Source organism: [Actinomadura] parvosata subsp. kistnae (genome assembly GCF_900323885.1).
Lineage (GTDB): Bacteria > Actinomycetota > Actinomycetes > Streptosporangiales > Streptosporangiaceae > Nonomuraea > Nonomuraea composti.
In genome coordinates, this window is sequence record NZ_OOHJ01000018.1 from 21,976 (window position 1) to 41,491 (window position 19,516).

A 19,516-nucleotide genomic window follows, 5' to 3' on the forward strand; every position below is an offset into this window, starting at 1 on the left:
TCCCGATCGCGTGCTCATCCCCGGATCACCGTTCCGTCGGGGGCGAAGCGCGGCAGACGCGTGGTCAGCCGCCCGCCGGGCACGGCGGGCTTGCGCTTGATGCCGTAGATCCCCTCGTAGATCTCCCGCACGGCGGGCGCGGCCGTCTGCGCGCCCATCCCGCCCTGCGAGACCATCGCGACGACCACGTACTGCGGGTTCTTCGTGGGCGCGAACGAGGCGAACCAGGACGTGTCCTGCTTCCCCCACACCTCGGCGGTGCCGGTCTTGCCGCCCACCCGCACCTTGTTCATCGGGAACCCGGCGAAGGCCCCGGCCGCCGTGCCGTCGGCGGCCACCTGGCTCAGCGCGTGCTTGATGTAGAGACGTTCCTTCTCGCTGAGCGGCAGCTTGCCCACGACGGGCACCGGGATGGTGCGCACCACCTTGCCGTCGGGCCGCACCTGCGCCCACCCGATGCGCGGGCTGCGCACCTTGCCGTCGCTGACCAGCGCCATGTAGGCCCTGGCGAGCTGCATCGGCGTGACCAGCACGTCGCCCTGCCCGATGGAGAAGTTGGCCGAGTCGCCGGGCCGCAGCAGGAACCCCTCGGTGCAGTTCTCCAGCGCCAGCCGCTTGAGGAACTCGGCCCGCGCCCGGTCCTTCTCCTCCGGGTACCCCTTGCGCGACCGCTCGCAGTTGATCGCGCTGGTCTTCTGCCACAGGTCCTTCTTCCAGGCCCGGTCGGGGATGCGCCCCGCGGACTCGCCCGGCAGGTCGACGCCGGTCGGCTTGCCGAACCCGAAGGCCCGCGCCATGTTCGCGAAGATCTCCTTCGGCTTGCGCTTCGGGAAGCGCCCGCCGTCCTTCAAATACTGCTCGTACGCCGCCCGGTAGAAGATCGTGTCGCACGACTTGACCAGCGCCGTGTGCAGCGTGAGCGTGCCCAGCGAGATGCCGCGGAAGTTGTTGAACGCCCGCCCGCCCACGGTGTAGGAGCCCGGGCAGGAGTAGTGGCCGTTGAGCGGGTATCCGGCCCGCAGCATCGCCGACACCGACGAGATCTTGAACGTCGAGCCGGGCGCGAACTGCCCGTTGATCGCCCGCGACACGAGCGGCTTGCCCGACTTCTCCGACAGCAGCCACTGGTAGCCCCGCGCCGAGATGCCGCCCGCCCAGATCTCGGGGTCGTACCCGGGCGCGCTGGCCAGCGCCACCACCCGCCCCGTACGCGCGTCGAGCACCACGGCGGCCCCGCCGTCGGCCGAGGGCGCGGACTTCATCGCCCGGTCGAGCGCCTTCTCGGTGACGGCCTGCACCCGTGAGTCGATGCTGGTCACGAGGTGGTCGCCGGGGATGGGCGTGATCTGCTCCTCGACGCCGAGCGCCTTGCCCATCCGGTCGACCTGCACCCTGCGCAGCCCCGACTTGCCGCGCAGGGCGTCGTCGTAGACGTATTCGAGCCCGTCGCGCCCCGCCAGGTCCACGCCGGAGAAGCTGGCCTTGAGCCCTTCGCGCTGCTCCAGCTCGGCCTCGGTGACCGGCTGCAGGTAGCCGAGCATCTGCGCCCCGGCCCGGCCGCCGGGATACTGCCGGACGGAGTGGATCTCCGCCGTCACCCCGGGGAACTCCTCCTGCCGCTCCAGGATCTGCAGCGCCTCGCGCGTGTCGACCTTCTCGTCCAGCGGCACCGGCTGGTACGGCGAGCCCGTCCAGCACGGCTTGCCCACGCCGGGCCCGCACGGCGTGATGCGCTGCTGCAGGTCGGAGACCGGCCGCCCGAGCACCGCCGACAGCTTGCGCAGCACCTTGACGCCGCCGTCCTTCATCCGCGACAGCCTGGTCCTGTCGACGGAGACGACCAGCGCGGTCTTGTTGCGCACCAGCGGCCGGCCCGACGAGTCGAGGATCTGCCCGCGCACGGCCGGCACGATCACGGCGCGGGTCCTGGTCTCGGTGGCCCGCGTGACGAACTCCTGCCCCCGCACGACCTGCACCTGCCACAGCCGCACGGCCAGCACGACGAGCAGCGCCAGCACGAGCACGTGCAACACCAGCAGCCGGGCCCGCATCCTGGTCATATCGCGAATCTCTTCCTGGTGGTCAGCCAGATCACGATCGGCGAGACGAGCAACGTGTAGACGATCGTGACGGGCACCTGCTCCGTCAGCGTGGCCACCGTCACCCGGGCGTCGCCGATCAGCCCGCCGACGGCCGCCGCCAGCAGCGGCCCGATCAGCACGCACAGCACGACCGTGGTCACCGGCCCGCCCGCGCCCCGCCCGGCGACGTAGCCGACCAGCGCCAGCACGAACGCGTACTGGCCCATCAGATGGGCGGACGGCGGCATGACGTCGACCAGCAGCCCCGCGAAGAACCCGAGCACCGCCCCCGGCGCGGGCCCCCTGACCAGCGCCGCCCCGACCACGGCCAGCAGCACCAGGTCGGGCGCCCCGCCGGCGGGCAGCGGCACCCGGTTGACCAGCATCACCTGCGCCAGCAACGCCAGCACCACGGAAGCGCCCCCGATCACCGCGAGCCCTCCTTGGCCGGCAGCACCGAGTCACGCGGGTCGCGTTCGGGCGCCTTCACCACCACGCCGACGACGTCGAGCGCCGTCAGATCCGCGTACGGCCTGGCGTAGGCGATGCGGGTCAGCTCGCCGGGCGTGGACTCCACCCGCTCGATCACCCCGATCGGCACCCCCGGCACGTACGGCACCGCGTTCTGGGAGCCGAAGCTGACGATCCGCCCGCCCCTGCTCATCGTGGCCGTGGAGTCGAGCAGCCGGAACTGCACGAGCCGCCCGTGCTCCCCCACCCCGTGCACGACGCCGATCTCCTTGCCGCCTTCGAGCCGCGCCCCCGCGGCGGAGGCGGGATCGCTGATCAGCACCACCGTCGACGTGCGCGCCGAGGCGTGCAGCACCCGGCCGACCAGCCCGTCGCCGTTGAGCACCGTCATCTCCGAGCGCACGCCGTCGCTGGTGCCGATGTCGATCTGCACCGCGTCCTCGAACCCGGGCTGCCCGCGCCTGGCGATCACGTTGCCGGGGACCACCTTGTATCCCCCGGCGCCCGCCAGCCCGACCAGCCGCTCCAGCTCCTTGGCCCGGTCGGCGTCGAGCTTGCCGGCCAGCAACCCGGCGCGCAGCTTGGCGTTCTCCTCCTTCAATGCTTCGATGCGCTCCCTGGCCGCGGGCGCGGTCAGTATCGCGTGCACGAACGTGCTGACGGGACGCATCACCCCGCCGCCGAACTGCTCCGCCGTGCCGAACAGGTAGGATCCGGCCGCGCGCAGCGGGCGCAGCGGCGAGCTGTCGCCGGTGCGGTGGTCGACGGTCAGGATGACCAGCGCCGCCGTCAGCAGCACTCCCAGGATCAGCCGGGCACGGCGTGAGTCTCTCATCAGTGTCGCGACTCCGGCACCAGGACCTGCTGGAGTGCCTCGAACTCCTCGGCGCACTTGCCGGAGCCGATGGCCACCGAGTCGAGGGCGTTGTCGACCAGGTGGACGGGCATGCCCGTCTCGGCCTTGACCCGCTCGTCGAGCCCCTTGAGCAGGGCCCCGCCGCCGGTGAGCGCGATGCCGCGATCCATGATGTCGCCCGACAGCTCGGGCGGGCACTTGTCGAGCGTGGTCTTGACCGCGTCGACGATCGCGTTGACCGGCTCTTCGGTGGCCCTCCTGATCTCCTCGCTGGACACGATGATCGTCTTGGGCAGGCCGCTGACCAGGTCGCGCCCGCGGACCTCCGCGTGCGCCTCCTCACCGAACGGGCAGGCCGAGCCGATGGCGATCTTGATCTCCTCGGCGGTGCGCTCGCCCAGCATCAGCGAGAACTCCTTCTTGGCGAACGCGATAACCGCCTGGTCGAGCTCGTCGCCGCCGATTCTGATCGACTGGCTGGTGACCACGCCGCCCATCGAGATGATCGCCACCTCGGTGGTGCCGCCGCCGATGTCGACGACCATGTTGCCCGTCGGCTCGTGCACCGGCAGCCCGGCCCCGATGGCGGCGGCCATGGGCTCCTCGACGATGTAGACCTTCCTGGCCCCCGCCTGATAGCCGGCCTCTTTCACCGCCCGCTGCTCAACGCTGGTGATGCCGCTCGGCACGGCGATGATGATGCGCGGCTTGGCGAAATGCCGCCGCCGATGCACCCGTTGAATGAAATAGCGCAACATCCGCTCAGTGACGTCGAAATCCGCGATCACACCGTCCTTGAGCGGACGGACCGCGATGATGTTGCCAGGCGTGCGGCCGATCATCCGCTTGGCTTCGATGCCGACCGCCACGATCTTGCCCGTCGCCGTGTTGATCGCGACGACTGATGGCTCGTTGAGCACGATGCCACGGCCACGCACATAGACCAGCGTGTTGGCGGTGCCCAGGTCGACCGCCATGTCACGGCCGAGGAACGCGAGCTTGCTGCCCATGGGGAACGGAGCCCTCCGTAACGTCGTTCGCGAATGACTACGGATCGAATTCGAATCGTAACGTGACGTACCCACCGATGCGCGCAATGAGCCATCGCGCCCGTCAAAAATCTCCAGCCCCTACCTCAACCGCAATTTTGCCCGGATTGCACCACAACATCCGCTGGAAGCCTGGAACGGTCCATCAACCAACTGCGGGAAACACTACGGTAAGCGCCCGACAAAAAATCCCCGCCACCCGTTCGCCCGCATCCCCGCACCGCACGAGCTCGCCCAGAGCGGGGGCGGCGCACGCCGGCTCAAGAGCTTCCGGCGCGCCTCCGCAGCCGCCCGTCTGACCGCGCCACTCCGACCCGCGAGGCGTTCCGCACCACCACACCACCGCCCGGCCTCGCCCAGAGTGCCATCGGCGCACGCCCCGGCACGAAAACCTGCGAGTTCCGGCGCTGGCCCGCTCCGGCTACCCCAGCACTACCGGCTCCCCCAAATGCGAAACGCGCCTCCGCGGCCGAAGCCGCGGAGGCGCGTAAAAACGCGAAATGCCCCTAGAACCTAAAACCGGTCCGGGAAGAAGATCTTGATCTCGCGGGCCGCCGACTCGGGCGAGTCGGAGCCGTGCACGACGTTCTCGCCGATCTCGAGGGCGTGGTCGCCGCGGATCGTGCCGGGCGCCGACTTGACCGGGTCGGTGAGGCCGGCCAGCGCGCGGAACGCCTCGACGGCGCGCGGCCCCTCGAGCACCATGGCGACGAGCGGCCCCGAGGTGATGAACTCGACGAGCTCACCGAAGAACGGCCGCTCGGAGTGCTCGGCGTAGTGCGCCTTGGCGGTGTCGGCGTCGAGGGTGCGCAGGTCCATCGCCACGACCTTGAGGCCCTTGCGCTCCACACGGGCGATCACGTCACCGATGAGGCCGCGCTTAACCCCGTCGGGCTTGATCAGGACAAGAGTGCGCTCGGACACTTGAAGTTCTCCTTCGAACAGAGTGGGGTCGCGACTGCAGGCATCCGGCCTGGCCGCGAGGACGCGTCGCGGGGCACGCGCCCGCGCGTCGCCGTAGCAGGGCCCTCAGCTTACCGTCCCGGCCCCTGCCCTCGTTTCCCCAGCGGAACCCGGCGCCCTAGGAAGCCGCGCCGTCTTCGGGCGACTGCCCCTGAGGCGGCACGGCGGGCCCGTCGCCGGGAGCCGCCGCGACCTGGTCGAAGGCGCCCCTGGTCGACACGGGCACCACCACTCGCGGGATGGCGCCGGTGGGCCCCTCCTCCTCGTCGTCGTCGTCCCGGCCGGGCGCCGGCACGAGCAGCACGTCGGCGGGCGGCATGGTGGGAATGCCCGCGCAGGGAGGCTCCGACGACGGCACGGGCTCCACCGGCACGGCCCCCGACCCGGAACGCCGCGCCATCACGGCGGCCAGCACGATGATCGCCACCACGAGGAACCCGCCGATCAGCGCCCACCAGTGCAACGCCCCCACGAAGCTGTCGACCAGCTCCTGAGCCGAGCGCACCCCGTCGAGCATGGCCATCTGCACCCCGGTGCCGAGCAGGAACCCGACGAGCACGCCCGTACAACCCAGCGAGAGCCCGAACATCGCGGTGCCGACGCCCGCCTCCTGCGAGGCCGCCGTCAGCGCCACCGCCGCCCCCACCGCGAGCAGGCTGAACGGCACCGCCAGCACCAGCCCGTCGGCCGACGGCACCACGAGCCGCACCGAGCAGAGCCCGACCACCATGGCCAGCAGCCCCATCGGCGCCAGCCAGCGCCCGGTCGTCCTCGTGAGCAGCCGCACCGCCACCGACGCCACGACCGCGAGGAGCCCGGCCACGACGTACGGCACCCACAGGCCGCGCAGCCCTGGACCGCCGAGACCGCCCATCTCCACCAGCGTGACCTGCGCGGCGCTGGGCAGCAGCACGACGCCGACCGCCACCATCGTGTACGCCGGCAGGCGCCCGCCCGCGTCCCCCGTAGAGGCCAGCACCAGCAGTCCCAAGACCGCCAGCGACGCCAGCAGGATCACCGGCAGCGCCCGCCACCCCTCGGACGCCGTGCTGATCGCCACGGCCGCGACGACCGCCGCGGGCACGGCCGCGACCAGCAGCCGGCCGCGCTCCAGCAGGTCGGGAACGGGCGTCTCGGGCCGGCCCAGCAACATCCACGCGACCAGGTGGAGCGCCGCCAGCCCGAGCGCGACCCCAGTCAGCAACGGGTACGGCTGCAGCGTGACCCGCCAGCTGCTCACCTCGTCGAGCGGCCACAGCGCGAGCGCCTGGGCCGTGAGCAGGCCGAGCCCGAACACGCCCACCCACAGCGCCCGCAGGACCGGCACGCGCTGCCACACGGCCGCCAGCGTGGTGGTGAGGACGAGCCCGGAGCCGACGCCGCGCAGCACGCGCACCACGCCGACGACGAGCTCGGAGCCCGCGAAGCCGCCCGCCGCGTCGGTCAGCGCCACCAGCGCCAGCCCGGCGACCAGCAGGTGCGCGGCGGGCACGCGGCGCAGCGCCACCGCCGCGAGCGGGACGGCCAGCATGAGCGCCGGCAGCGCGAGCCCGTGCGTGCGCATGAGCCCGGCCTGGTCGAGGCCCGGCGGCAGCAGCCTGGCGACGACGGACAGCGTGTTGGGGATCGCGACGACCGCCAGAGGCAGCGACACCACGACGAGGAGCCCGAGCAACGTGTCGAGCAACCAGGAGAACCCGTGGCGCGCCTGATGCGGCGGCCGCGTGAATGGGGGGACGGCCATGTAGGCCGACTTTAGCGGGAAGTAGCGCCCTCGACACGGCGAGCTACGATAATCGCCGTGATCCACAGCGCGGCGAAGATCGCGCCGAGGAAGAACATGGTGGTCACCAGGAAACCCGTACAGATCGCCAGCACCTGGACGACGCTGCCGAGCACGTACCCGAAAGGCCGCTTGAGCAGGCCGGCGGCGATCACGCAGAGCACGGCGAGCCCGATGCCGACCGTCACGGCCAGCGCGGGCGCCACCTCCCCCACAGTGATCGCCACGGGCGTGACCAGCCCGGCCACGATGGCCTCCATGCCCAGCACGCTGGCGCCGAGCCGGCGCATGCCAGGGGTGACCTCGAAGCTCATCATGTGCCGTCCGCCTTGAGCAGCAACCGCGCGTCGCCCGCGGTGACGACGGACCCCGTGATCAGCACGCCCGTGCCGCTGAACTCGCCCTCGGCATCGGCGATGCCGATCGCCCGGTCGATGGCGTCGTCGAGCCGCTCCACGACGTGCACGCGCTCCTCGCCGAACAGCGGCAGCGCCAGCGCCGCCAGCTCCTCCGCCGACAGGGACCTGGGCGAGGAGTTGCGGGTCACGACGATCTCTTCGAGGATCGGCTCCAGCAGCTCCAGCAGCGCCTCGACGTCCTTGTCGCGCATCACCGCGACCACGCCGATCACCTTGGCGAAGTCGAACGCCTCGTGCAGCCCCTCCAGGCTCGCCTGCATGCCGCCGGGGTTGTGCGCGGCGTCGATCACCACCGTCGGGGTGCGCCGCACGACCTCCATGCGCCCCGGCGAGGACGCCTGGGCGAACGCGGCGCGTACGAGCTCCACGTCGAGCGGGTCGTCACCGCCGGTCAGCGCCTCGACGGCGGCCAGCGCGCACACGGCGTTGCTCGCCTGGTGGGCGCCGTAGAGCGGCAGGTAGACCTCGTCGTAGACGCCCTTGAGGCCGCGCAGCGTGAGCAGCTGCCCGCCGATCGCCACCTCCCGGCTCAGCACGCCGAACTCCAGCCCCTCGCGGGCGACGACCGCGCCCACGTCGGCCACCCGCCGCATCAGCACCTCGGCGGCGGCGAGCTCCTGCTGGGCGAGGATGGTGGTGGCACCGGCCTTGATGATGCCCGCCTTCTCGCCGGCGATGCTCGGGATGTCGGGGCCGAGCCGGTCGGTGTGGTCGAGCGAGATGGGCGTGATCACCGAGACGGTGCCGTCGGCGACGTTCGTCGCGTCCCACGACCCGCCCATGCCGGTCTCGATGACCGCCACGTCGACCGGCGTGTCGGCGAACGCCGCGAACGCCATCGCCGTCAGCAGCTCGAAGAACTGGATGCGCCGCCCCTGCGTGTCGGCCAGCTCGACATACGGGATCACCTCCTCGTAGACCTGGGCGAACCGCTCCTCGCTCAGCGGCTCGCCGTCCACGGTGATGCGCTCGCGCATCGACACGAGGTGCGGGCTGGTGTAGCGCCCCACCCGCAGGTTGCGCTCCTTGAGCAGCGCCTCGGTCAGCCGCGCCGTGCTCGTCTTGCCGTTGGTGCCGGCGATGTGTATGACCGGGTACGCCCGCTGCGGCGAGCCCAGCAGGTCAAGAAGGGCCGCGATCCGATCGAGCGTCGGCTCGAAATCCCACTCGACGCCACGATCCAGGATCGCGCGTTCTACCGCACGATAATCCACCCTTCAACCCTACTGACCGCCGGACGCGGTCCGTACACCCGGCGCACATATTGCCGGACATATAGAAAAGTGGAGGGTACTCACCCCCGCGGCCACGGTGCCACCTTGGGAAACAGCCCGCCCCACCCCCCGGCGGGCCGCTCTTGAGGAGGCAATCGTGGAAGGCGAGCACACTCGCGCGGAAATGCAAGGCGGCATCAGCAGGAAGACGCTGTTCAAAGCGGCTCTCATAGCGACACCGGTCCCCTTACTCGCAGGACAGGTGCCGGCCCTCGCCCGGCAGACGGCCGAGAGCGGCGAGCCGCTCACCCCCACCCCGTACTGCGACGACGGCGACGACCCCACGATCCCGCAGACGGAGGGCCCCTACTTCAAGCCGAACTCCCCGCAGCGCACGGTCCTGCCCGGCGCCGGCACCCCGCTGACCGTCAGCGGGTACGTCTTCGGCCTCGCCTGCCAGCCCCTGGCCAACGTGCTGCTGGACTTCTGGCAGGCCGACAACAACGGCGCCTACGACAACATCACGTACAACTTCCGCGGCCACCAGTACACCAACGCCCAGGGTGCCTTCAAGCTCACGACGATCGTGCCCGGCCTCTACCCCGGCCGCACCCGCCACATCCACGTCAAGGCCCAGGCCCCCGGCCGGCCGATCCTGACGACGCAGCTCTACTTCCCCGGCGAGCCGCGCAACAACACCGACACCATCTTCGACCCCCGCCTCCTCATGACGGTGCGGACGGTGGGGACGGGTAAGGAGGCCACGTTCGACTTCGTGCTCAACGTCCCGGGCGTACCGCCCACGGACCCGCCGACGAGTCCGCCTCCGGGCGGCGGCACCTGGCAGGTTGGGGTGACCTACCAGGCGGGTGACCGGGTCACCTATGGCGGCGCGACCTACCGGTGCCTGCAAGGGCACCAGGCCCAGGCGGGCTGGGAGCCACCCAACGTGCCCGCGCTGTGGCAACGCGCCTGACCCACACGGTCCCCGAACGCAAGAGAGGGCCACCCCGGCTGCTGGGGGTGGCCCTCGTTGCACAAAAAGGAAGGGCCCCGACGCGTTGGCGTCGGGGCCCTTCCTATAAAGATTGTCCGGCGGTGACCTACTCTCCCACACCCTCCCGAGTGCAGTACCATCGGCGCAGGGAAGCTTAACTTCCGGGTTCGGAATGTAACCGGGTGTTTCCTTCCCGCCATAACCGCCGTAACCCTGCGAAACAGCCATTTGCTGTCTCAGAACTGCATAGTGGACGCGAGCAAGAATGCTTTGTGGTCAAGTCCTCGGCCTATTAGTACCGGTCAGCTCCACACGTTACCGCGCTTCCACCTCCGGCCTATCAACCCGGTCGTCTACCGGGAGCCTTACCCCCTCACAGGGTGGGAGACCTCATCTCAAGGCGAGCTTCCCGCTTAGATGCTTTCAGCGGTTATCCCTTCCGAACGTAGCCAACCAGCCGTGCACCTGGCGGTACAACTGGCACACCAGAGGTTCGTCCGTCCCGGTCCTCTCGTACTAGGGACAGCCCCTTTCAAGTCTCCTACGCGCGCAGCGGATAGGGACCGAACTGTCTCGCGACGTTCTAAACCCAGCTCGCGTACCGCTTTAATGGGCGAACAGCCCAACCCTTGGGACCTACTCCAGCCCCAGGATGCGACGAGCCGACATCGAGGTGCCAAACCATCCCGTCGATATGGACTCTTGGGGAAGATCAGCCTGTTATCCCCGGGGTACCTTTTAGCCGTTGAGCGACACCGCTTCCACACGCCGATGCCGGATCACTAGTCCCAGCTTTCGCTCCTGCTCGACCCGTCAGTCTCACAGTCAAGCTCCCTTGTGCACTTACACTCAACACCTGATTGCCAACCAGGCTGAGGGAACCTTTGGGCGCCTCCGTTACCCTTTAGGAGGCAACCGCCCCAGTTAAACTACCCACCAGACACTGTCCCCGATCCGGATCACGGACCAGAGTTAGACGTTCAAAACGACCAGAGTGGTATTTCACCAATGACTCCACCCGAACTAGCGTCCGAGCTTCCCAGTCTCCCACCTATCCTACACAAGACGCTCCAAACGCCAATGTCAAGCTGTAGTGAAGGTCCCGGGGTCTTTCCGTCCTGCTGCGCGTAACGAGCATCTTTACTCGTAGTGCAATTTCGCCGGGTCTGCGGTTGAGACAGCGGGGAAGTCGTTACGCCATTCGTGCAGGTCGGAACTTACCCGACAAGGAATTTCGCTACCTTAGGATGGTTATAGTTACCACCGCCGTTTACCGGCGCTTAAGTTCTCACCTTCGCCACATTGCTGCGGCTAAGCGGTCCCCTTAACGTTCCGGCACCGGGCAGGCGTCAGTCCGTATACATCGTCTTACGACTTCGCACGGACCTGTGTTTTTAGTAAACAGTCGCTTCCCCCTGGCCACTGCGACCCCCACCAGCTCCGAGTGCAAGACTCATCACCAGCAGAGGTCCCCCTTCTCCCGAAGTTACGGGGGCAATTTGCCGAGTTCCTTAACCACAGTTCACCCGATCGCCTTAGTATTCTCTACCTGACCACCTGAGTCGGTTTAGGGTACGGGCCGCCACAACACTCACTAGAGGCTTTTCTCGGCAGCATAGGATCATCCACTTCACCACAATCGGCTCGGCATCACATCTCAGGCACATGGAACGCGGATTTGCCTACGTTCCGCCCTACATGCTTACCCCAGGACAACCATCGCCTGGGCTGGACTACCTTCCTGCGTCACCCCATCGCTTACCTACTACCCAATCAGGCCGAGCGTTCACTCTGACCCCAAGCCCGAAGGCTTTAGGCGAGTTAAGGACTCTTAGTATCAAGGGGTTCAGTATGGGCGCATTGAAGCGGGTACGGGAATATCAACCCGTTGTCCATCGACTACGCCTGTCGGCCTCGCCTTAGGTCCCGACTTACCCTGGGCGGATTAGCCTGGCCCAGGAACCCTTGGTCATCCGGCGCGAGGGTTTCTCACCCTCGATTCGCTACTCATGCCTGCATTCTCACTCGCGTACGCTCCACGGCTAGATCACTCTGCCGCTTCACCGCATACACGACGCTCCCCTACCCACCAACAGCACATAGCTGTCAGTGCCACGACTTCGGCGGTGTACTTGAGCCCCGCTACATTGTCGGCGCAGAATCACTTGACCAGTGAGCTATTACGCACTCTTTCAAGGGTGGCTGCTTCTAAGCCAACCTCCTGGTTGTCTCTGCGACTCCACATCCTTTCCCACTTAGCACACGCTTAGGGGCCTTAGTCGGTGATCTGGGCTGTTTCCCTCTCGACTACGAACCTTATCGCCCGCAGTCTCACTGCCACGCTCTCACTTACCGGCATTCGGAGTTTGGCTGACGTCAGTAACCTTGTCGGGCCCATCGGCCATCCAGTGCTCTACCTCCGGCAAGAAACACGCAACGCTGCACCTAAATGCATTTCGGGGAGAACCAGCTATCACGGAGTTTGATTGGCCTTTCACCCCTACACACAGATCATCCCCCAGGTTTTCAACCCTGGTGGGTTCGGTCCTCCACCCAGTCTTACCTGAGCTTCAACCTGCCCATGCGTAGATCACCCCGCTTCGGGTCTACAGCATGCGACTCAAACGCCCTCTTCAGACTCGCTTTCGCTACGGCTCCCCCACCCGGGTTAACCTCGCCACACACCATAACTCGCAGGCTCATTCTTCAAAAGGCACGCAGTCACATCACACAAGAACCGAAATTCTTGTAAGCTCCTACGGCTTGTAGGCACACGGTTTCAGGTACTATTTCACGACCCCTCACCGGGGCACTTTTCACCTTTCCCTCACGGTACTCGTGCACTATCGGTCATCAGGGAGTATTTAGGCTTACCAGGTGGTCCTGGCAGATTCACACAGGATTCCTCGAGCCCCGTGCTACTTGGGATCCCCTCCAACAGTCGACAAGGTTTCGTCTACCCGGCTCTCACGGTCTACGGCAGCCCTTCCCAGAGCTTTCAACTACCCCATCGATTTATCACTGTTCGAAGCAGCGGCAGCTACTTCAAGAGGGTCCCACGACCCCGGACATGCAACGCCTGCCGGCTATCACACACGCCCGGTTTAGCCTCATCCGCTTTCGCTCACCACTACTCACGGAATCACTCTTGTTTTCTCTTCCTACGGGTACTGAGATGTTTCACTTCCCCGCGTTACCACCAACCGCCCTATACATTCAGGCGGAGGCAACACCACATGACTGGTGCTAGGTTTCCCCATTCGGACATCCCCGGATCAACGTCTGGTTGGCGACTCCCCGAGGCTTAACGCAGCCTCCCACGTCCTTCATCGGCTCCTGATGCCAAGGCATCCACCGTGTGCCCTAAAAAACTTGGCCACAAAGATGCTCGCGTCCACTATGCAAATCTCAAACAACAAACAGCAAACCAGCTCCCACCCCGCGAAGGGATGCTCGCTGGTCCTGTCTCCGAAGAACCGGTCGCCCGTTCCTTCAGGACCCAACAGTGTGTCCAGCCGATCCACGCCCTCGCAAACCCCGTTCCCACTCCCCCTTACAGGGGCGGTACTTGCGGTCCGACGACGCGAACCGGCTGAGTAGCCAGTGCTCCACTAGTGAGCTGTCACCCCACCACACGTTCGGCGGTGATAGGTGAGAGTGCTCCTTAGAAAGGAGGTGATCCAGCCGCACCTTCCGGTACGGCTACCTTGTTACGACTTCGTCCCAATCGCCAGCCCCACCTTCGACCGCTCCCCCCAGCAAGCTGGTTGGGCCACGGGCTTCGGGTGTTGCCGACTTTCGTGACGTGACGGGCGGTGTGTACAAGGCCCGGGAACGTATTCACCGCAGCATTGCTGATCTGCGATTACTAGCGACTCCGACTTCATGGGGTCGAGTTGCAGACCCCAATCCGAACTGAGACCGGCTTTTAGGGATTCGCTCCACCTCACGGTATCGCAACCCTCTGTACCGGCCATTGTAGCATGTTTGCAGCCCAAGACATAAGGGGCATGATGACTTGACGTCATCCCCACCTTCCTCCGAGTTGACCCCGGCAGTCCCCCATGAGTCCCCAACCACCCGAAGGTGTTGCTGGCAACATGGAGCAAGGGTTGCGCTCGTTGCGGGACTTAACCCAACATCTCACGACACGAGCTGACGACAGCCATGCACCACCTGTCACCCAGTCCGAAGAGGGCTCTGTCTCCAGAGCTTTCCGGGTGATGTCAAACCTTGGTAAGGTTCTTCGCGTTGCGTCGAATTAAGCAACATGCTCCGCCGCTTGTGCGGGCCCCCGTCAATTCCTTTGAGTTTTAGCCTTGCGGCCGTACTCCCCAGGCGGGGCGCTTAATGCGTTAGCTCCGGCACGGAACCCGTGGAAGGGTCCCACACCTAGCGCCCAACGTTTACAGCGTGGACTACCAGGGTATCTAATCCTGTTCGCTCCCCACGCTTTCGCTCCTCAGCGTCAGGTAAGGCCCAGCAAGCCGCCTTCGCCACCGGTGTTCCTCCTGATATCTGCGCATTTCACCGCTACACCAGGAATTCCACTTGCCCCTACCTACCTCTAGCCGGCCCGTATCCACCGCAGACCCGCAGTTAAGCTGCGGGCTTTCACGGCAGACGCGACCAGCCACCTACGAGCTCTTTACGCCCAATAATTCCGGACAACGCTTGCGCCCTACGTATTACCGCGGCTGCTGGCACGTAGTTAGCCGGCGCTTCTTCTGCAGGTACACGTCAACTTCGTCCCTGCTGAAAGAGGTTTACAACCCGAAGGCCGTCATCCCCCACGCGGCGTCGCTGCGTCAGGCTTCCGCCCATTGCGCAATATTCCCCACTGCTGCCTCCCGTAGGAGTCTGGGCCGTGTCTCAGTCCCAGTGTGGCCGGTCGCCCTCTCAGGCCGGCTACCCGTCGTCGCCTTGGTAGGCCACTACCCCACCAACAAGCTGATAGGCCGCGAGCCCATCCCCAACCGAAAAAACTTTCCACCACCACCCGATGCCGGAGGCGGTCGTATCCGGTATTAGACCCAGTTTCCCGGGCTTATCCCAGAGTCAGGGGCAGGTTGCTCACGTGTTACTCACCCGTTCGCCGCTCGAGTACCCCGAAGGGCCTTTCCGCTCGACTTGCATGTGTTAAGCACGCCGCCAGCGTTCGTCCTGAGCCAGGATCAAACTCTCCAAACAATGTCTGGAAACTAATCCAAGCAAATCGTCAATACTTGACGAGGTGCTGCATGAAAATCATGCACTGGCTTTTAACACACTGTTGAGTTCTCAAGAAACGGACGCGTTCATCCGCACCCGAGCCCTTCCAGGCTCCGATGCGCGAGGCGCACATTTCGTACCCCTTCAGACTACCAGATCCGGACGATTCTTGTCAAACCGCCCGATCCGGGAGCTTCCGGACTTGCCTCTCTTCGAGGCAACCCTGCTAACTTACTCCAACTTTCGGCTCTTGTCCAACCGCGCGGCTGGAGCCACCCGAAAGTCGGGGATTGTTCAGCGGGATGTCGGGGCCAATTGGCCCCGCGTTGAAAACTGTAGCAGCCTCGAAGAGGTGGAAGGTCCATCTTCGGTAACGAATGGACCTTCCCCTCGTGCGTACGGTTCAAACACCCAGGGCCGCGAGCTGGGCTTCCAGGCGCTCGATGTCGGCCGACGCCTGCTCGGCCCGTCCCCTGACCTTGGCCACCACGTCTTGCGGCGCCTTGGCCATGAACTGCTCGTTGCCCAGCTTGGCCGCCACCTGGGCAGCCTCCTTGCGCGCGGCGGCAAGGTCCTTCTCCAGCCGCTTGCGCTCGGCGGCGACGTCGATGGCGCCCGCGGTGTCGATCTCCACGGTCACCGCCCCCACCGAGAGCCGCGCCGTGGCGTTGAACGACTCGGACGGGTCGGTCAGTCGCAGCAGCGAGCGGATCGCCGTCTCCTGGCCGGCCAGCGGCGTGCCGCTCAGCCCGAGCCGCGCCGCCACCTTCTGGCCGGGCTTGAGCCCCTGGTCCGAGCGGAACCTGCGGACCTCCGTCACCAGCTCCTGCAACGCCTCGATCTCCGCCTCGGCGGCGGGATCGGCGTAACGCTCGTCGCGCACCGGCCACGGCGCCACGACGACCGACTCGCCGCCCGTCACGGCCCGCCACAGCTCCTCGGTCACGAACGGCACCAGCGGGTGCAGCAGCCGCAGCAACGCGTCGAGCACGTGGCCGAGCACCAGCCTCGTGTGCTCCAGGCCCTCGCCGAGCTGGATCTTGGCCAGCTCCAGGTACCAGTCGCAGACCTCGTCCCACGCGAAGTGGTAGAGCAGATCGGAGGCCTTGGCGAACTCGAACTCCTCGAAGGCCGCATCGGCCGCCTCGATCACCGACTGCAGGCGTGACAGGATCCACCGATCGGCCGCCGTCAGCTCGGCGCCGTCGAGCGAGCCGACGGCGGCGCCGTTCATGAGCGCGAAGCGGGTGGCGTTCCAGATCTTGTTGCAGAAGTTGCGGGATCCGGCCGCCCACTCCTCGCTCACCGCGACGTCGGCTCCCGGGTTGGCGCCGCGCAGCAGGGTGAAGCGGGTGGCGTCGGCGCCGAAGCGGTCGACCCAGTCGAGCGGGTCGACGACGTTGCCGAACGACTTCGACATCTTCTTGCCGTACTGGTCGCGGACCATGCCGTGCAGCGCGACGACCCGGAACGGCGGTTCGCCGTCCATCGCGTACAGGCCGAACATCATCATCCTGGCGACCCAGAAGAACAGGATGTCGTAGCCGGTGACCAGCACGGACGTCGGGTAGAAGCGCTCCAGCTCGTCGGTGCGGTCGGGCCAGCCCAGCGTCGAGAACGGCCACAGCCCGGAGGAGAACCACGTGTCGAGCACGTCGCTGTCTTGGGTGTAGCCGGCGGGCGGCTCCTCGTCGGGGCCCACGCACACGACCTCGCCGCCGGGGCCGTACCAGACCGGGATGCGATGCCCCCACCAGAGCTGGCGGGAGATGCACCAGTCGTGCATGTCGTCGACCCAGTCGAAGTAGCGCTTGGCCAGCTCCGGCGGGTGGATGCGGGTGCGGCCGTCGCGGACGGCGTCGCCGGCGGCCTTGGCCAGCGGCGCGACGTTGACGAACCACTGCAGCGACAGCCTCGGCTCCACCACCGTCTTGCAGCGCGAGCAGTGGCCGACGGAGTGCACGTAGGGGCGCTTCTCCGCGACGATGCGGCCTTCGGCGCGCAGAGCGGCGACGACGGCGGGCCGCGCCTCGAAGCGGTCGAGCCCCTCGAACGGGCCGTGCGCGGTGATGACGCCGCGCTCGTCCATGACGGTCAGCGACGGCAGCGAGTGCCGCCGCCCGATCTCGAAGTCGTTGGGGTCGTGAGCGGGCGTCACTTTGACCGCGCCGGTGCCGAACGCCGGATCGACGTGCTCGTCGGCGACGACCGGAATCATGCGGCCGGTGAGCGGCACCTCGACCATGGTGCCGACCAGGTGGGCGTAGCGCTCGTCGGAGGGGTGCACGGCCACGGCGGTGTCGCCGAGCATGGTCTCGGCCCGCGTTGTGGCCACGACGATCTCGTCGGAGTAGCGGATCGAGACGAGCTCGCCTTCGTCCTCGCTGTGCTCCACCTCGATGTCGGACAGGGCCGTCAGGCAGCGCGGGCACCAGTTGATGATGCGCTCGGCGCGGTAGATGAGCCCGTCGTCGAACAGCTTCTTGAAGATGGTCTGGACGGCGCGCGACAGCCCCGGGTCCATGGTGAACCGCTCGCGCGACCAGTCGACGCCGTCGCCGAGCTTGCGCATCTGGCCGAGGATCCGGCCGCCGGACTCCTCCTTCCACTCCCAGACGCGCTCGACGAACGCCTCGCGGCCCAGGTCGTGGCGGGACTTGCCCTGCTTGGCCAGCTCGCGCTCGACGACGTTCTGGGTGGCGATGCCGGCGTGGTCCATGCCGGGCAGCCACAGCGTCTCGCGCCCCAGCATGCGGGCGCGGCGGGTGAGCGCGTCCTGGATGGAGTGGTCGAGCGCGTGCCCGATGTGCAGGACGCCCGTCACGTTGGGCGGCGGGAGGACGATGCTGTACGGCTCGCGCGAGCTGCCCGGGTCGGCGCGGAAGTAGCCTTCGGACACCCAGCGCTCGTAGCTGCGGGTCTCGACGTCGGCCGGTGTGTATTGGGTAGGCAGCTCTGGCGTTGTCACAGCACCCAATTCTAGGGAGGCGGGCAAGCGGAACGCCCCATGGTTTCCACCACGGGGCGTCCGGTTGCGATCAAAGCCTGCTCAGGCCGACTTCTCCTGCGGCGTGTGCTGCTGCTTGGCGGCGAGCTGGTCGCGCGGGACGAGCGTCGGGATCGCGTGCTCCAGCACCGACTCGCGGGTGATGACCACGCGGGCGACGTCTTGCCTGGAGGGCACTTCGTACATGACGGACTGCAGCACCTCCTCCAGGATCGCGCGCAGGCCGCGGGCGCCGGTGCCGCGCAGGATCGCCTGGTCGGCGATGGCCTCCAGGGCGCCGTCGGTGAACTCCAGCTCCACGCCGTCGAGCTCGAGCAGCTTGCGGTACTGCTTGACCAGCGCGTTGCGTGGCTCGGTGAGGATCTGGATGAGCGCCTCGCGGTCGAGGTTGTGCACCGAGGTGATGACCGGGAGCCGGCCCACGAACTCGGGGATCATGCCGAACTTCAGCAGGTCTTCGGGCATGACGTCGCCGAAGATGTCGGCGGTGTCGATCTCTTCCTTCGACCGGATGATGGCGTTGAAGCCGATGCCCTTCTTGCCGATGCGCGACTCGATGATCTTTTCCAGACCGGCGAACGCGCCACCGCAGATGAACAGCACGTTGGTGGTGTCGATCTGGATGAACTCCTGGTGCGGGTGCTTGCGGCCGCCCTGCGGAGGAACCGAGGCGGTGGTGCCCTCCAGGATCTTCAGCAGCGCCTGCTGCACGCCCTCACCGGAGACGTCGCGCGTGATCGACGGGTTTTCGCTCTTGCGGGCGATCTTGTCGACCTCGTCGATGTAGATGATGCCGGTCTCGGCCTTCTTGACGTCGTAGTCGGCCGCCTGAATGAGCTTGAGCAGGATGTTCTCGACATCCTCGCCGACGTAGCCGGCCTCGGTCAGCGCCGTGGCGTCGGCGATGGCGAAGGGTACGTTGAGCATCTTCGCCAGGGTCTGCGCCAGCAGCGTCTTGCCCGACCCGGTGGGCCCGAGCAGCAAGATGTTGCTCTTGGCCAGCTCGAGAACGTCGTCTCTGCCCCGGTCGCCCGACTGCACCCGCTTGTAGTGGTTGTACACCGCCACCGAGAGGGCCTTCTTCGCCTTGTCCTGACCGATGACGTAGGCGTCGAGGAACTCGTAGATCTCTCTCGGCTTGGGCAGGTTGTCCCACTTGAGCTCGGAGGACTCCGTGAGCTCCTCCTCGATGATCTCGTTGCAGAGATCGATGCACTCATCGCAGATGTAGACGCCTGGACCGGCAATGAGCTTCTTGACTTGCTTCTGGCTCTTTCCACAGAAAGAGCACTTCAGCAGGTCTCCCCCGTCGCCGATGCGTGCCACCCCAGATACTCCTTTGCGTGGGACCGCCCTGCTCCCGAGAGCAGTGTCTCCGGACATCCTCCGGACTAGGCCGAACCGCTCAGGTTTCGACGTTACCGTCTTCTGGGCCCTCAGTGAGCCCCCTAGCGGCGAGTCGCAC

Annotated in this window: 11 protein-coding genes and 3 rRNA genes; 1 reads left to right on the top strand and 13 read right to left on the bottom strand. The window is 66.8% G+C overall.

The features are described from left to right. Positions 1 to 14 precede the first annotated feature (14 nt). From mrdA to KIS93_RS20380, 8 genes are all read right to left on the bottom strand, one after another. Entirely contained in the window at positions 15 to 2,060 is a 2,046-nt protein-coding gene (gene mrdA / locus KIS93_RS20345; protein WP_080046157.1) for a penicillin-binding protein 2, read from the bottom strand. After that, on the bottom strand, positions 2,057 to 2,512 hold the full coding sequence (gene mreD / locus KIS93_RS20350) for a rod shape-determining protein MreD (protein WP_080046156.1): 456 nt from the start codon (positions 2,510 to 2,512) through the stop codon (positions 2,057 to 2,059). Before mreD ends, mrdA begins: the two co-directional genes overlap by 4 nt. After that, complete coding sequence (gene mreC, locus KIS93_RS20355) at positions 2,509 to 3,387, bottom strand: rod shape-determining protein MreC (RefSeq protein WP_080046155.1); 879 nt, start codon at positions 3,385 to 3,387, stop codon at positions 2,509 to 2,511. The genes mreD and mreC overlap by 4 nt, the downstream gene beginning before the upstream one ends. Continuing rightward, positions 3,387 to 4,418: a rod shape-determining protein gene (mreB, locus tag KIS93_RS20360; protein WP_080046154.1), complete on the bottom strand. Its 1,032-nt coding sequence runs from the start codon at positions 4,416 to 4,418 to the stop codon at positions 3,387 to 3,389. The genes mreC and mreB overlap by 1 nt, the downstream gene beginning before the upstream one ends. Positions 4,419 to 4,970: 552 nt before the next feature. Then, positions 4,971 to 5,381, bottom strand: a complete 411-nt coding sequence (ndk, locus tag KIS93_RS20365; protein ID WP_080046153.1) for a nucleoside-diphosphate kinase — start codon at positions 5,379 to 5,381, stop codon at positions 4,971 to 4,973. A gap of 157 nt (positions 5,382 to 5,538) precedes the next feature. Beyond that, positions 5,539 to 7,164, bottom strand: a complete 1,626-nt coding sequence (locus KIS93_RS20370; RefSeq protein WP_080046152.1) for a hypothetical protein — start codon at positions 7,162 to 7,164, stop codon at positions 5,539 to 5,541. Between the two features lie 11 nt (positions 7,165 to 7,175). Further along, a complete protein-coding gene (locus tag KIS93_RS20375) occupies positions 7,176 to 7,520 on the bottom strand; it encodes a DUF4233 domain-containing protein (protein ID WP_080046151.1) in 345 nt (114 codons plus the stop codon). Continuing rightward, positions 7,517 to 8,836, bottom strand: a complete 1,320-nt coding sequence (locus KIS93_RS20380; protein ID WP_080046150.1) for a bifunctional folylpolyglutamate synthase/dihydrofolate synthase — start codon at positions 8,834 to 8,836, stop codon at positions 7,517 to 7,519. The genes KIS93_RS20375 and KIS93_RS20380 overlap by 4 nt, the downstream gene beginning before the upstream one ends. Positions 8,837 to 9,098: 262 nt before the next feature. Between KIS93_RS20380 and KIS93_RS20385 the strand changes: the two genes are divergently transcribed. After that, a complete protein-coding gene (locus KIS93_RS20385) occupies positions 9,099 to 9,812 on the top strand; it encodes a dioxygenase family protein (RefSeq protein ID WP_230465886.1) in 714 nt (237 codons plus the stop codon). A 114-nt stretch (positions 9,813 to 9,926) separates the two neighbouring features. Here the strand turns inward: KIS93_RS20385 and rrf are convergent. The 5 genes from rrf to clpX all read right to left on the bottom strand — a co-directional run bounded on the left by rrf (position 9,927) and on the right by clpX (position 19,377). Next, positions 9,927 to 10,043: ribosomal RNA gene (rrf, locus tag KIS93_RS20390) — 5S ribosomal RNA — on the bottom strand. Positions 10,044 to 10,105: 62 nt separating this feature from the next. Beyond that, a 23S ribosomal RNA gene (locus KIS93_RS20395) occupies positions 10,106 to 13,211 on the bottom strand. Between the two features lie 290 nt (positions 13,212 to 13,501). Then, positions 13,502 to 15,023 (bottom strand): 16S ribosomal RNA (locus tag KIS93_RS20400). Together the 16S, 23S and 5S rRNA genes form the textbook arrangement of a ribosomal RNA operon. Positions 15,024 to 15,447: 424 nt before the next feature. After that, the gene (locus tag KIS93_RS20405; RefSeq protein ID WP_186404356.1) at positions 15,448 to 18,021 is read right to left on the bottom strand and encodes a valine--tRNA ligase; all 2,574 of its coding nucleotides are present in this window, start codon (positions 18,019 to 18,021) and stop codon (positions 15,448 to 15,450) included. Positions 18,022 to 18,093: 72 nt separating this feature from the next. Then, positions 18,094 to 19,377 carry an ATP-dependent Clp protease ATP-binding subunit ClpX gene (gene clpX, locus KIS93_RS20410; protein WP_080046147.1) on the bottom strand — a complete coding sequence of 428 codons (1,284 nt, stop codon included), beginning with the start codon at positions 19,375 to 19,377 and terminating at the stop codon, positions 18,094 to 18,096. Positions 19,378 to 19,516: the final 139 nt, after the last annotated feature.

What these genes read in the sequence shown, in the direction of transcription:
- mreC (WP_080046155.1), bottom strand. Translation starts at nt 3,387, where the DNA reads ATGAGAGACTCACGCCGTGCCCGGCTGATCCTGGGAGTGCTGCTGACG.
- mrdA (WP_080046157.1), bottom strand. Translation starts at nt 2,060, where the DNA reads ATGACCAGGATGCGGGCCCGGCTGCTGGTGTTGCACGTGCTCGTGCTG.
- KIS93_RS20375 (WP_080046151.1), bottom strand. Translation starts at nt 7,520, where the DNA reads ATGATGAGCTTCGAGGTCACCCCTGGCATGCGCCGGCTCGGCGCCAGC.
- KIS93_RS20370 (WP_080046152.1), bottom strand. Translation starts at nt 7,164, where the DNA reads ATGGCCGTCCCCCCATTCACGCGGCCGCCGCATCAGGCGCGCCACGGG.
- mreB (WP_080046154.1), bottom strand. Translation starts at nt 4,418, where the DNA reads ATGGGCAGCAAGCTCGCGTTCCTCGGCCGTGACATGGCGGTCGACCTG.